This is a genomic window from Candidatus Avoscillospira sp. LCP25S3_F1 (genome assembly GCF_052117125.1).
GTDB lineage: Bacteria > Bacillota > Clostridia > Oscillospirales > Oscillospiraceae > Avoscillospira_A.
Genome location: NZ_JBQKJT010000012.1, coordinates 85,553 through 98,278, shown reverse-complemented (window position 1 = coordinate 98,278; position 12,726 = coordinate 85,553). Strand labels below are relative to the sequence as shown.

Genomic DNA, 12,726 nt, shown 5'->3' with positions numbered 1-12,726 from the left:
TTCAATCTTCCTCCTTGGCACACGCCAGGGCCAGCTCTACCAATGCGTCCATGGTGGCGGCGGCAGCGGTCTTGGTGGTCATGCCGTATTGTTTTGCCTGGGCCTCGGTCTGTTTGCCGATGCACAGGGCGTTGACTTGGGAAAGGTCCTCGGTACCGGCGGCGGCGGCGAAGCCCCGCACGGTGGAGGCGCTGGTGAACACGGCCCAGGTGCGGCCGTCCAGCAGCTCCAACGGTTCCAGAATGGCCGGGCGGGTCAGCACCGTCTCATAGGTGGCAACATCCTGGACATCGGCCCAGGGAACGCTGTTGAGCTGTTCCGTCAGCTCGGGACTGCCCTGCTTGGCCCGGGCGATGAACACCTTGTCGCCGGGTTGCAGTTTGGCCGCCAGGGAGACACCCAGGTTCCGGGCGTCATAGGTGGCGGGCGTCAAATCGGCCAGAATGCCGTGCCGCTCCAATTCCTTGGCCGTGGCGCTGCCCAGCGCCGCCACCTTCAGGTGGGCCAGGCTCCGGACATCCTTATGCTGCTGTTTCAGCAGATCGAAGAAAATCTCCACGCCGGAAGGACTGGTCAGCACCAGCCACGTACTGTCGTCGAGGCCGTCCAGGGAGACGCCGTCGAGGGCGCGCAGTTCAATGGTGGGGAATTCCACCACTTCGCCGCCCAGGTCCCGCAGCCGCGACGCCAGGACCCCCGCCCGCTCCCGGGGCCGGGTCACCAGATAGCGGTTGCCGAACAGGGGCCGCTGTTCGGCCCAGGCGAATTCCTTGGACAGGGCGCAGACTTTACCCACGACGATAATCGACGGGGCCTCCATGTGGGCCGCCGCTTCGGGCAGGGTGGAAACCGTAGCGACCACCCGCTTCTGCCGGGCCGAGGTGCCGCGGTGCAGGACGGCAGCGGGCATCTCCGGGTCCATGCCGGCGTCCAACAATCCCTGGCAGATGGCAGGCAGGGCGGTCACGCCCATTAAAAATACCAGCGTGCCTTTGGTCCGCACCAGGGCGTCAAAATCGATATTGAGGGGTTCGTCGGCCTTTTTGTGGGCTGTGATGATGTGGAGGGACGAGCAGAAATCCCGGTGGGTCACAGGGATGCCGTTGTAGGCGGGAACGGCGATGGCCGAGGTGATACCCGGCACGATCTCAAAGGGGATGTTGTTTTTGGCCAGCAGCTCCAGTTCCTCGCCGCCCCGGCCAAAGAGAAACGGGTCGCCGCCCTTGAGCCGGACCACACGCTTTCCCTTTTGGGCCTCCTCCAGCAGAATCTCGTTGATCTGCCACTGGCTGCGGGTATGGTTTCTGGCCCGCTTGCCCACGTTGATGCACTCGGCCTCCGGCGGCACCATGGCCAGAATGGCCTCGCCCACCAATGCGTCATACACCACCACTTCGGCCGATTGCAGAATGTCCCGGGCCTTGCAGGTGAGTAAACCCGCGTCCGACGGACCCGCGCCGATCAAAAATACTTTACCGCTCATTGGGTTCCTCCGTCCAGTTGTTCTTTCAGTTCCGCGGCCAGTCTGGCCCCCAGGGATGCCGCGTCGGCGGCGGGGCCGGAGCAGGTTCCGACGGTGTGGGTTTCGTGGGCTTCGCTGTAATAGAGGCCCCGCAGATGGAGCGTCTCCCCGTCCAGATGGGCAAATGCCGCAATGGGGCTGGAACAGCCGCCGTCCAACGCGGTGACAAAGGCCCGCTCCGCCGTGACGCAGGCCGTAGCCCCGTCGTCCAGGAACCCAGCCAATGCCGAGTAGTCCTCCCCTGCCCGGCCCTGGATGCACAAAATGCCCTGTCCGGCGGCGGGAATCATCTCCTCGGTGGAAAAATACCGGCTGATGCGATGCTCCAGTCCCAACCGCTTGAGACCGGCGGCGGCCAGAATCAGCGCGCCGTACTGGCCCACGTCCAGTTTATTCAACCGGGTCAGAACGTTGCCGCGAACCGGCGCAAAGGTCACCTCGGGATAGAGGTCCTGTAGCTGGAGCATTCGGCGGCGGCTGGCGCAGCCCACAGGCTTCGTCTTGTCCCATTCGGTGCAGCCCTCCGGCAGCACCAGCACATCCCGGGGGTCCTCCCGTTTGGAAAAGCCCACAATGGGCAGTTCCGGCGGAATCTCCATGGGCAAATCCTTGGTGGAATGGACCGACAGATCGCTGCGGCCGTCCAGCAGCGCCTTGTCCAGTTCCTTGACAAATAATCCCTTGCCGCCGATTTTGTCCAGGGTCCGGTCCAGAATGATATCGCCGGTGGTCTTCATGGTCACCAGGGGCGCGTCCACACCCTGGGACCGCAGATAGTCGGCCACCTGCTCCGATTGAATGACGGCCAGCCGGCTCTCCCGGCTGCCGATGCGCAGTTGTTTCATAGTTCGCCCTCCAATAGCGTTCGGATGGCCGCAGCCACGCGGCGCACCAGGGAGTGGTCGGTGCCGCCGGCATTGACGCCGACGACCACATCGCCGCGGATGGCCACGGCGGGAAATTGAAAATCACAGCGGGTCTGGTCGGAGGCGTCGTTGACGGGAATCCCCCGGTTCCGGCACGTCTCCACCACCGAAGCATTGACGGCTTCGCAGTCCGTGGCCGTCAGCACAAAGACGGCCTCCCCCAATCGCGCCGGGTCCCAGGGCCGTTCGATGCACGTCACGCCGGGCAAGGCCCGGATGGACGCGTCGATGGACGGCGCAATGACCGTCAGTTTCACACCGAACTGGGAGAGGGTTTTCGCCCGCCGGGCGGCGATGGTCCCGCCGCCCACCAATACCACGGGCTTTCCGTCCAAATCAATATAAAGGGGAAATTTACGCCTGGTCATAGAATTTCTCCATGGCGTCCAGACATTGCCGGAACGCGGCGGCTCCGGCCTCGTCCCGGACGGCGAACAGCAGACGGCGGAAGTGCTTTTTGGCCGCGTCTTCCAGCTGGACCCGCAGCGCCGAAGCGGCTTCGCTGTCCAGATGGGTCTGGCGGATGGCCGGTTCCACCCGGACGAGGAAATCCACGGCGCATTTTTCGGCCAGCTCGTTGGTCATGGGGATGCGGTCGCGACAGTCGTACCAGGTGACAAACTCCTGAATCTGCTGAGAAAGGACTGCCTGGGCCTCCTCCTCCATCCGGGTCCGCTCCTCGGACTGGGGGGCGTGGAACGAATCAATATCAAAGAGCCGGACGCCGGGCAGCTCCGCAATGCGGGGGTCGATGTCTCTCGGCACGGCCAAATCCAGAAAGATCAGACCCGGTTTCCAGACGGCGGCGGAGACGTCCTCATATTTCATCGTGGTGTTGGGGCTGGTGGTGGCGCTGACCACCATATCGCAGTCCGGCAGCAGTTCCATGCGGCGGCCGTAGTCGATGCGCTCGCAGCCCACGGGAATCTCCACCACGCCGCTGCGGTACTGGCGGACGGTAACCGTGACAATGGCCCCGGCCTGGCGCAAGGCCTGGGCGGCCAGCTTGCCCATTTTGCCGTTGCCGATGACGAGACAGCGGCGGCCGGTGAAGTCGTAGCCCTCGCCCCGGAGCTTTTCCAGACAGTAGCCCACGGCGCCGGTGTCGGCGGTGGCCGTCTGCATGCCGGTCTTGACCTTTTTGGCGGCGGTGATGGCCATGCGGAACAGCACCTCCAGCACCGTGTCCGTGTGGAGGGCCGTCCGGGCCTTGTCCAATGCCTCTTTCACCTGGGTGAGAATCTGGTCCTCTCCGAAAATCTGGGAGCGCAGGCCGCTGGTCATGCCGAAGAGGTAGGCCACGGCCTCCTCGCCCCGGCGGCGGCGGAACCGGTCCCGGTATTGCTCGGTCCCCGCCCCGGCAATCTGACAGATGCAGTCGCACAGCGGCGGCTCCACATCAGGGCGGCAGTGGACCCACAGTTCGGTCCGGTTGCAGGTGGACAGCAGAATGACGCCCAGGACCCCCGGCAGGGCGGCAGCCTGTTCCATCAGGGCCGCCTGGACCTTGGAGGTGAATGAGAATTTCTCGCGGATCTCCACGGGGGCCGTCGTATGGTCAATGCCGATCATTTGGATATTCATTGGTCAGTTTCCCCATTTTTCTCTGATAATTCCTGATTTTCTACGGCAGCGCCGCATAATTTGGCAAGGGCACACCGGCGCGGTGCTGCCCAATCAAAAACCGCACGCCCGGGGGCGTGCGGTCTGACCGGCAGCCTCCGGCTGCCGTGACTCGCGGCGCGGAAGGAAAGACAGTCCACCGGCGGTCTGGCTCCGACGGGAAACCCGTCGTCACAGTAGCGGCACTGCACGGGAGTTGCACCCGTTTCCCCATGGACTGTGTTATGTGTTATATACTCGCTTATTCTTTAGAATACTATGTTCCGCCGCCGCCGTCAAGTACACCGGGACAAAAATCCCGTCGCCTGACGCTTCGACAAAAAATCCCTGTTGGGCGGTGGAAATCCCTTGACAACCGGGGTCAATGCCGGTATAGTAAGCGTGTATGTGATATGAGTGTCGAACAGAGTATCCATGCAAATATTTCTTCGACCACCCGCTTCGCGGGGAAAGGCCATACGGACAGCCGGGTCAACTGCCGATGGGCGGCGTCGCCGCCATTATTGATTGTGTTAAAAGCACAATTTTATAAGTTGGTTTCTTAAAACCAGCGGGAGCATCCTGCATCAACTTGTAAAACGGTCAATAAGAGTAGTAAAAGTAAGTATTTGCTATATAGACTCTGTCAAACGCTGTACGGGCTGCCGGCCCGCCTCTCTCCGCCGAAACGGGGGGAGTTTCCCCATGTCACAGCGAATTTGCGTGTTTTACAGACAGTATGCAGCGGCATACTGTCTGTTTTTTATTATTTTGAGAGAATCGACCGTCCTCCCTGGAAGGACGGCAGGGGGTACACCTATGGGCGAGAAACTGAGACTGTACGGCTTCAACAATCTGACGAAGGCTTTGAGCTTCAACATTTACGACGTCTGTTACGCCAAAACGCCGCGGGAACAGCGGGATTACATTGCCTACATCGACGAGCAGTACAATTCGGAACGGCTCACCGGCATCCTCACCAATCTCACCGACATGATCGGCGCGAAGATTCTCAACATCGCCAAGCAGGATTATGAGCCCCAGGGCGCGTCGGTGACCATTCTCATTGCCGAAAGCTCCATGATCCCCGCCGGGGAAACCCAGCTGGCCCATCTGGACAAGAGCCATGTGACGGTCCACACCTATCCGGAATACCATCCGGAAACGAGCCTGGCCACCTTCCGCGTCGATATCGACGTGGCCACCTGCGGCGAGATCACGCCCCTTTCAACGCTGGACTATCTGATCGGCTCCTTTGATTCCGACATCATCACCATGGACTACCGTGTCCGGGGCTTTACCCGGGACGTTGGCGGCCGGAAACTGTTTATGGACCACCGGGTGGCCTCCATTCAGGACTACATCAGCGAGGACATTCTCCACGCCTACGACGCCGTGGACATGAATGTTTACGCCGCCAACCTGTTCCACACCCGTATGATGCGCAAGGATATCGATTTGCAGAATTATCTGTTTAAGACCGACGTCTACGAGCTGCCACCGAAAATCCGGCTGGAAATCACCAACAACATCTCCCGGGAGATGATTGAGATTTTCAGCGGGCAGAATATTTATTGATGCCCCGTCCCCATGAGATCGGTTCGCCATCCCCCCCCCCGCAGGGGGCGTCGAACCGATGGCGGCTGTGTACAGCCGCCGGGGATTCCGCCATCTGCGGATGGCGGTTTGGGACGCCGGGGTGTTTCGCGCCGTGCGCGGCGCGGGTATTTCGCTGGCTGCGGCCAGCGACCGGGGGCGCTGCCCCCTGGACCCCTGCGATTTTTTGTAAAAAATCGAGTAAAACTTTCGATTTAAGGGGGAGTGCTTCCTTGAAAATCCTGGATCAGACCCGGGCGCCCATCTACGAGGCGTTGGAAAACTTCCGCAAAATGCGGGTGGTACCCTTCGACGTGCCGGGCCACAAACGGGGCCGCGGCAACCCGGAGCTGACGCGGCTGCTGGGCGAGACCTGCGTCAGCATGGACGTCAACTCTATGAAACCCCTGGACAACCTGTGCCATCCCGTCTCCGTCATCAAGGAGGCCGAGGAGCTGGCCGCCGACGCCTTCGGCGCGGCCTACGCCTATTTAATGGTAGGCGGCACCACCTCCGCCGTCCAGAGCATGGTACTGTCCACCGTCAAGCGGGGCGATAAGATCATCCTGCCCCGCAACGTCCACCGCAGCGTCATGGGAGCCTTGGTTCTCTGCGGCGCCATTCCCGTTTACGTCAATCCCCAATGTGACAGCCGCCTGGGCATCCCCTTAGGGATGCGGGTCTGCGAGGTGGCCGACGCCATCCGCCGCAACCCCGACGCCAAGGCCGTGCTGGTCAACAATCCCACCTATTACGGCATTTGTTCCGATCTCCGGGCCATCGTCAAGCTGGCCCACGACGCCGGGATGCTGTGTCTGGCCGACGAGGCCCACGGTACCCACTTCTATTTCAGTGACAAGCTGCCCGTCTCCGCCATGGCGGCCGGGGCCGACATGGCCGCCGTGTCCATGCACAAGTCCGGCGGCAGCCTGACCCAGTCGAGCCTGCTCTTGATGGGTCCCAACGTCCACGCCGGGTACGTCCGGCAGATCATCAATCTGACCCAGACCACCTCCGGCTCCTATCTCCTGTTGAGCAGTCTCGACATCGCCCGCCGCAACCTGGCCCTGCGGGGCAAGCAGGAGTTTGAACGGGTCATCGAACTGGCCAACTACGCCCGCTCCGAGATCAACGACATCGGCGGCTATTACGCCTATTCCAGCGAACTCATCAACGGCGAAAGCATTTTCGATTTCGACGTCACAAAGCTGTCGGTGAACACCTTGGAAGTGGGTCTGGCCGGTATCGAGGTCTACGACCTGCTGCGGGATGAATACGACATTCAGATTGAATTCGGCGACCTGGGCAACATTCTGGCCTATCTTTCCATTGGCGACCGGCCCCGCGAGGTGGAACGGCTGGTCAGCGCCATGAGCGAGGTGCGCCGCCGCTTCGGCAAGAGCCGTGCCGGTTTGATGGAGCAGGAATACATCGAACCGGAGGTGGCGGTTTCGCCCCAGGTGGCATTCTACGCCGAGAAAGAATCGCTGCCCATTGAAGATACGGCGGGCCGGGTTTGCAGCGAGTTTGTCATGTGCTATCCCCCCGGCATCCCCATTCTGGCCCCCGGCGAGCGGATTACAAAGCCCATTCTCGACTACATCGCCTACGCCAAGGCCAAGGGCTGCTCCATGACCGGCCCCGAGGATGCCGACATTCTCCGCCTGAACGTACTGACCAGGGAGGAAGCATAAATGGAATTTTGGTTTTCCGAGAAACATTCCAACGACGCCAAGTTCTCCATCCGCGTCAACCGCCAGCTCTACAGCGGCCAGAGCGACTTCCAGCGCATCGACGTGTTTGAGTCCCAGGAATTCGGCCGCTTTCTGACGCTGGACGGCTATATGATGCTGACGGAACGGGACGAATTCATCTACCATGAGATGATTACCCATGTGCCCATGGCCGTCCATCCCCATGTCCGGGATGTGCTGGTTATCGGCGCCGGCGACGGCGGCGTGATCCGGGAGCTGTGCCGCTACGACGACATCGACCACATCGACATGGTGGAAATCGACGAGGAAGTGGTCCGCGTCTGCCGGGAATTTCTGCCCAAGACCGCCTGTTCTCTCGACGATCCCCGGGTCACCATCCACTACGCCGACGGCCTCAAGTTCATCCGCTCCAAGGAGAACTGCTACGATTTGATTATTGTCGATTCCACCGACCCCTTTGGCCCCGGCGAGGGTCTGTTCACCCGGGAGTTCTACGGCAACTGCTATAAGGCATTGCGCGACGACGGCATTATGGTCAATCAGCACGAAAGCCCCTTCTATGACGAGGACGCCGTGGCCTGTCAGCGGGCCCACAAGCGGATTGTGGAGTCCTTCCCCATCAGCCGGGTCTATCAGGCCCATATCCCCACGTACCCCTCGGGCCACTGGCTGTTCGGGTTTGCGTCCAAGAAATATCATCCCCTCAAGGATTTGGACGCCGACCGCTGGAATCAGCGGGGGCTCCATTGCTGGTACTACACCACCATGCTCCACCGGGGAGCGTTCTATATTCCCGCCTATGTAGAGGAGTTATTGAAGCATGTTGAAGCCGCAGATTGATACCTATATGGCCTGTGACTGCCCGGCAGACGCGGCCCGCACCGTGTTATTCGGCGCGCCCTTTGATTCCACCACCTCCAACCGTCCCGGCACCCGCTTCGGCCCCAACGCCCTGCGGCGGGAGTCCTACGGCCTGGAGACGTACAGCCCCTATCAGGACCGGGACCTGCTGGACGCCCACATCCTGGACCTGGGCGACCTGGAGCTGTCCATGGGCAGTTCCCAGCTGGCCCTGGACGATATCGAAGCCCAGGCAGCGGCCATTCTGGCCGAGGGCAAGCGGCCCTTCCTGATCGGCGGCGAGCACCTGGTGACGCTGGGCGCGTTCCGAGCCGTCCATGCCAACTATCCCGACGTGACCATTGTCCACTTCGACGCCCATGCCGACCTGCGGCAGGAATATCTGGGCGTGGAGCTGTCCCACGCCTGTGTCCTGCGCCGCTGCTGGGACCTGGTCGGCGACGGCAGAATTTTTCAGTTCGGCATCCGCTCCGGCGACCGGTCCGAATGGGTGTGGGGCAAGGATCATGTAATAACCCATCCCTTTGACTTTGACGGCCTGGAACCGCTGGTGGAGCAGTTGGGGGACAAGCCTGTGTACTTCACCGTGGACCTGGACGTGCTGGACCCATCGGTGTTCCCCGGCACCGGCACCCCGGAGCCCGGCGGCGTCCCCTTCGACGCCCTGCGGAAAGCCGTCACCCTGGTCTGCAACCGCTGTAACCTCGTGGGCTGCGACGTCAACGAATTAAGCCCCCACTATGACCCCACCGGCGCTTCCAACGCCGTGGCGGCGAAAATCGTCCGGGAGATGCTCCTGGCCATGAACGACAACTTCTAACCGTCTTTTCCGGGGGGCTCTGTCCCCGTACCCTAAATATATAAAAGTTTTTAGTCAATTTTTTTACAAAAAAATTGTGGGGTCCAGGGGCAACGCCCCGGTCGCCCCGCGCACGGGGCGAAATCCCCAAAATCACATTGTTTGAAGGAGGAACTTTCCATGTCCAAGGTTCTCATCATTGGCTGCGGCGGCGTGGCCGGCGTGGTCATCCACAAGTGCTGCCAGAACAGCGACGTTTTCAGCGAAATCTGCATTGCCAGCCGCACCGTCAGCAAGTGCGACGCCATCAAGGCGGAACTGGAGGGCAAGACCAAGACGAAGATCACCACGGCCCAGGTGGACGCCGACAACGTCGATGAAGTGGTCGCGCTCATCAAAAAGGTCCAGCCCGATCTGGTCATGAACATCGCCCTGCCCTACCAGGATTTGACCATCATGGATGCCTGCCTCATTTGCGGCGTCAACTACCTGGATACGGCCAACTACGAGCCGGAGAACACCGACGATCCGGAGTGGCGGGCCATCTACGAGAAGCGCTGCAAGGAGGAGGGCTTTACGGCCTACTTTGATTACTCCTGGCAGTGGGCCTACAAGGAGAAATTTGAGAAAGCCGGTCTGACGGCGCTGCTGGGCACCGGCTTCGACCCCGGCGTGACCCAGGCCTACTGCGCCTACGCCCAGAAACACCTCTTCGACCAGATTGACACCATCGACATTCTGGACTGCAACGGCGGCGACCACGGCTACCCCTTCGCCACCAACTTCAACCCGGAGATCAACCTCCGCGAAGTCTCCGCCCCCGGCTCCTACTGGGAGGACGGCCACTGGGTGGAAATTCCCGCCATGTCCATCAAGCGGGAGTATGATTTTGACCAGGTGGGCCACAAGGATATGTACCTGCTGCACCACGAGGAGATCGAATCCCTGGCCAAGAACATTCCCGGCGTCAAGCGCATCCGCTTCTTTATGACCTTCGGCCAGTCCTATCTGACCCACATGCAGTGTCTGGAGAACGTGGGTATGCTGTCCACCACGCCCATCGAATTTGAGGGCCATCAGATCGTGCCCATCCAGTTCCTCAAGGCCCTGCTGCCCGACCCGGCCTCTCTCGGCCCCCGCACCGTGGGCAAGACCAACATCGGCTGCATCTTTACCGGCAAGAAGGACGGCAAGGACAAGACCGCCTATATTTACAACGTCTGCGACCACCAGGAGTGCTTCAAAGAGGTCGGCTCCCAGGCCATCAGCTACACCACCGGCGTACCGGCCATGGTGGGCGCCATGATGATGCTCACCGGCAAGTGGACCAAGCCCGGCGTCTACACCGTGGAGGAGTTCGACCCGGACCCCTACATGGACGCCCTGAACCAGTGGGGCCTGCCCTGGCAGATCAACGACAACCCGGTGCTGGTGGACTGATTCATGAGCGATACCATCCGCACCCCCTATTTCGTCGTGGACGAGGGGTTACTGCGCAAGAATCTGGAGCTTTTGAAACAGGTGCAGGAGGAAGCGGGCTGCCGCATCCTCCTGGCCCAGAAGGCCTTTTCCATGTTTTACGCCTATCCCCTGATCGCCCAGTATCTTTGCGGCACCACGGCCAGCGGTCTCTACGAGGCTCGGCTGGGCAAGGAGCAATTCGGCGGGGAAACCCATGTGTTTTCCCCGGCCTACCGGGCCGACGAGTTCGAGGCGCTGCTGCAATACGCCGACCACTTTGTGTTCAACAGCCCCAACCAATTGCGGAAGTTCGGTCCCTGTGCCAGAGAAGCGGGAAAAAGTATGGGATTACGGACCAATCCCCGCTGCTCCACCCAGGAGGGCCACGCCATCTACGACCCCTGCGCTCCCGGCTCCCGGCTGGGTACGACGCTGGAAAACTTCGATGCGAGCCTGCTGCCCCTGCTGGACGGCCTGCACTTCCACACCCTCTGTGAGCAGAATGCCGACGACCTGGAGACGACGCTGCAAGCCTTCGAGGACCAGTTCGGAAAATACCTGCCCGGGATGCAATGGCTGAATCTGGGCGGCGGCCACCACATCACCCGGTCCGACTACGACGTGGAACGGCTGGTGCGGCTGGTCCAGGGTCTGCGGGAGCGGTACAACGTGACCGTCTACCTGGAGCCGGGCGAAGCTGTTGTGCTGAACAGCGGCTTTCTCGTGACGGAAGTTCTGGAGGTCCTCCACAACGACATGGATATTGCCATTCTGGACACCTCCGCCGCCTGCCATATGCCCGACGTGCTGGAAATGCCCTACCGTCCGCCCCTCCTGGGCAGCGGTGCCGCCAACGAGAAAGCCCACACCTACCGGCTGGGCGGTCCCACCTGTCTGGCCGGCGACATCATCGGCGACTACTCCTTCGACACGCCGTTGACGGAGGGCACGCGGCTGACCTTCGGAGACATGGCCCTGTACACCATGGTCAAGACCAACACCTTCAACGGTATGCCCCTGCCCGCCATCGTCTGGCGGGATCTGGACGGCAAGGAAACGGTGGTCCGGCAGTTCGGCTATGAGGACTTCCGTACCCGCCTTTCCTGACAGTGGTATTATACCCTGTGGATAGAACCAGTTGTTTCCAATTTTCAACAGACCAACGGCGGCAAGCCCCTGTTATCAAGGGCTGCCGCCGTGTTGTTTAGAAGAGAAAATTTTACAATTGTCAACTTTTTTTGCACCAATCTGTGGATAACTGCCCTTCGGCGCTCTTTCTTTCTTTTTATTCTTTCTTTCTAGTTATAATTTATTTATTATTATTATTTTATTATTACTAGGGGGCAAAATTGGCCCTAATATAGGGGATGATTCGGCCCTTATGATGGGCCAAAATTGCCCATATGAGTTCTGTTTTCCACAATTTATACACAGCTCCCCAACAGGGTTATCCACAAAATCCGTTCTAAACAACGGAGGGTAGATTTATTCACAATCTTGGGGTACAATAGCTGTAAAACTGCAAGAAAGTGTGGTTGCCATGTTTTTTGATTATTACTATCTGGTTCTGGTGCTGCCCGCGGTGCTGTTTGCCATGTGGGCCAGCAGCCGCGTCAACGGAACCTTCCGCAAATATTCCCAGCAGCGCTCCCGCCGCCGTCTTACCGGCGCCGACGCCGCCCGCATGGTCCTGGACGCCAACGGTCTGCGCAACGTCCGCATTGAACGCATCGGCGGCAATCTGACGGACCACTACGACCCCCGGACCAACGTCATCCGCCTGTCGGATGCGGTCTACAGCGACACCTCCACCGCCGCCATCGGCGTAGCGGCCCACGAGGCGGGCCACGCCATCCAGTACGCCGTGGGCTATGCTCCCATCAAACTGCGGGCCGCCATTATCCCCATCACCAACATCGGCTCCAAACTGGCCCTGCCTTTGATTCTCATCGGTCTGCTGTTCATTTCCGGGGAACTGGGCGTCCAGCTGGCCTATGCGGGCATCGCCTGTTTTGCGTTGTCCACGGTGTTTCAGCTGGTGACGCTGCCCACGGAGTTCAACGCCAGCCGTCGGGCTTTAGACGCGCTGGAATCGGGCCATCTGCTGGACGACGACGAAATGGTGGGCGCGAGAAAAACCCTCTCCGCCGCCGCCATGACGTATGTGGCGGCCCTGGCCGTGTCCCTGGCCCAGCTGCTGCGTCTGCTGCTGATTGTGGGCGGACGCCGCCGCAATGATTAACG

Annotated in this window: 12 protein-coding genes and 1 riboswitch; of the genes, 8 read left to right on the top strand and 4 right to left on the bottom strand. The window is 60.7% G+C overall.

Annotated elements, in window-relative coordinates:
* Window position 1 precedes the first annotated feature (1 nt).
* The 4 genes from cobA to hemA are packed head-to-tail and all read right to left on the bottom strand — an operon-like array spanning window position 2 to window position 4,032.
* Complete coding sequence (gene cobA / locus ACTQ33_RS11995) at window positions 2–1,483, bottom strand: uroporphyrinogen-III C-methyltransferase (protein WP_441464832.1); 1,482 nt, start codon at window positions 1,481–1,483, stop codon at window positions 2–4.
* Window positions 1,480–2,367: a hydroxymethylbilane synthase gene (hemC, locus tag ACTQ33_RS11990; protein WP_441464831.1), complete on the bottom strand. Its 888-nt coding sequence runs from the start codon at window positions 2,365–2,367 to the stop codon at window positions 1,480–1,482. The genes cobA and hemC overlap by 4 nt, the downstream gene beginning before the upstream one ends.
* Window positions 2,364–2,816, bottom strand: a complete 453-nt coding sequence (locus ACTQ33_RS11985) for a precorrin-2 dehydrogenase/sirohydrochlorin ferrochelatase family protein (protein ID WP_441464830.1) — start codon at window positions 2,814–2,816, stop codon at window positions 2,364–2,366. The genes hemC and ACTQ33_RS11985 overlap by 4 nt, the downstream gene beginning before the upstream one ends.
* Window positions 2,803–4,032 (bottom strand): glutamyl-tRNA reductase, encoded by a 1,230-nt coding sequence (gene hemA, locus ACTQ33_RS11980; protein ID WP_441464829.1) that lies wholly within the window; start codon window positions 4,030–4,032, stop codon window positions 2,803–2,805. The genes ACTQ33_RS11985 and hemA overlap by 14 nt, the downstream gene beginning before the upstream one ends.
* A gap of 131 nt (window positions 4,033–4,163) precedes the next feature.
* Window positions 4,164–4,307: riboswitch (adenosylcobalamin (AdoCbl) riboswitch) on the bottom strand.
* 562 nt (window positions 4,308–4,869) lie between these two features.
* Here hemA and speD point away from each other — a divergent pair.
* The 8 genes from speD (at window position 4,870) to ACTQ33_RS11940 (ending at window position 12,724) form a co-directional block, all read left to right on the top strand.
* Window positions 4,870–5,628 (top strand): adenosylmethionine decarboxylase, encoded by a 759-nt coding sequence (gene speD, locus ACTQ33_RS11975; protein ID WP_441464828.1) that lies wholly within the window; start codon window positions 4,870–4,872, stop codon window positions 5,626–5,628.
* Window positions 5,629–5,686: 58 nt separating this feature from the next.
* Entirely contained in the window at window positions 5,687–5,839 is a 153-nt protein-coding gene (locus ACTQ33_RS11970; RefSeq protein ID WP_441464827.1) for a hypothetical protein, read from the top strand.
* A 40-nt stretch (window positions 5,840–5,879) separates the two neighbouring features.
* Window positions 5,880–7,340 (top strand): aminotransferase class I/II-fold pyridoxal phosphate-dependent enzyme, encoded by a 1,461-nt coding sequence (locus tag ACTQ33_RS11965; RefSeq protein ID WP_441464826.1) that lies wholly within the window; start codon window positions 5,880–5,882, stop codon window positions 7,338–7,340.
* Window positions 7,341–8,201, top strand: coding sequence for a polyamine aminopropyltransferase (speE, locus tag ACTQ33_RS11960; protein WP_441464825.1), 861 nt, complete (start codon window positions 7,341–7,343; stop codon window positions 8,199–8,201).
* A complete protein-coding gene (gene speB / locus ACTQ33_RS11955) occupies window positions 8,182–9,042 on the top strand; it encodes an agmatinase (RefSeq protein WP_441464824.1) in 861 nt (286 codons plus the stop codon). Before speE ends, speB begins: the two co-directional genes overlap by 20 nt.
* Window positions 9,043–9,201: 159 nt before the next feature.
* Window positions 9,202–10,461, top strand: a complete 1,260-nt coding sequence (locus ACTQ33_RS11950; protein WP_441464823.1) for a saccharopine dehydrogenase C-terminal domain-containing protein — start codon at window positions 9,202–9,204, stop codon at window positions 10,459–10,461.
* Between the two features lie 3 nt (window positions 10,462–10,464).
* Window positions 10,465–11,589, top strand: a complete 1,125-nt coding sequence (nspC, locus tag ACTQ33_RS11945) for a carboxynorspermidine decarboxylase (RefSeq protein WP_441464822.1) — start codon at window positions 10,465–10,467, stop codon at window positions 11,587–11,589.
* 433 nt (window positions 11,590–12,022) lie between these two features.
* Complete coding sequence (locus ACTQ33_RS11940; protein ID WP_441464821.1) at window positions 12,023–12,724, top strand: zinc metallopeptidase; 702 nt, start codon at window positions 12,023–12,025, stop codon at window positions 12,722–12,724.
* Window positions 12,725–12,726 lie beyond the last annotated feature (2 nt).

What these genes read in the sequence shown, in the direction of transcription:
- cobA (WP_441464832.1), bottom strand. Translation starts at nt 1,483, where the DNA reads ATGAGCGGTAAAGTATTTTTGATCGGCGCGGGTCCGTCGGACGCGGGT.
- hemC (WP_441464831.1), bottom strand. Translation starts at nt 2,367, where the DNA reads ATGAAACAACTGCGCATCGGCAGCCGGGAGAGCCGGCTGGCCGTCATT.
- ACTQ33_RS11985 (WP_441464830.1), bottom strand. Translation starts at nt 2,816, where the DNA reads ATGACCAGGCGTAAATTTCCCCTTTATATTGATTTGGACGGAAAGCCC.
- hemA (WP_441464829.1), bottom strand. Translation starts at nt 4,032, where the DNA reads ATGAATATCCAAATGATCGGCATTGACCATACGACGGCCCCCGTGGAG.
- speD (WP_441464828.1), top strand. Translation starts at nt 4,870, where the DNA reads ATGGGCGAGAAACTGAGACTGTACGGCTTCAACAATCTGACGAAGGCT.
- ACTQ33_RS11970 (WP_441464827.1), top strand. Translation starts at nt 5,687, where the DNA reads ATGGCGGCTGTGTACAGCCGCCGGGGATTCCGCCATCTGCGGATGGCG.
- speE (WP_441464825.1), top strand. Translation starts at nt 7,341, where the DNA reads ATGGAATTTTGGTTTTCCGAGAAACATTCCAACGACGCCAAGTTCTCC.
- speB (WP_441464824.1), top strand. Translation starts at nt 8,182, where the DNA reads ATGTTGAAGCCGCAGATTGATACCTATATGGCCTGTGACTGCCCGGCA.
- ACTQ33_RS11950 (WP_441464823.1), top strand. Translation starts at nt 9,202, where the DNA reads ATGTCCAAGGTTCTCATCATTGGCTGCGGCGGCGTGGCCGGCGTGGTC.
- nspC (WP_441464822.1), top strand. Translation starts at nt 10,465, where the DNA reads ATGAGCGATACCATCCGCACCCCCTATTTCGTCGTGGACGAGGGGTTA.
- ACTQ33_RS11940 (WP_441464821.1), top strand. Translation starts at nt 12,023, where the DNA reads ATGTTTTTTGATTATTACTATCTGGTTCTGGTGCTGCCCGCGGTGCTG.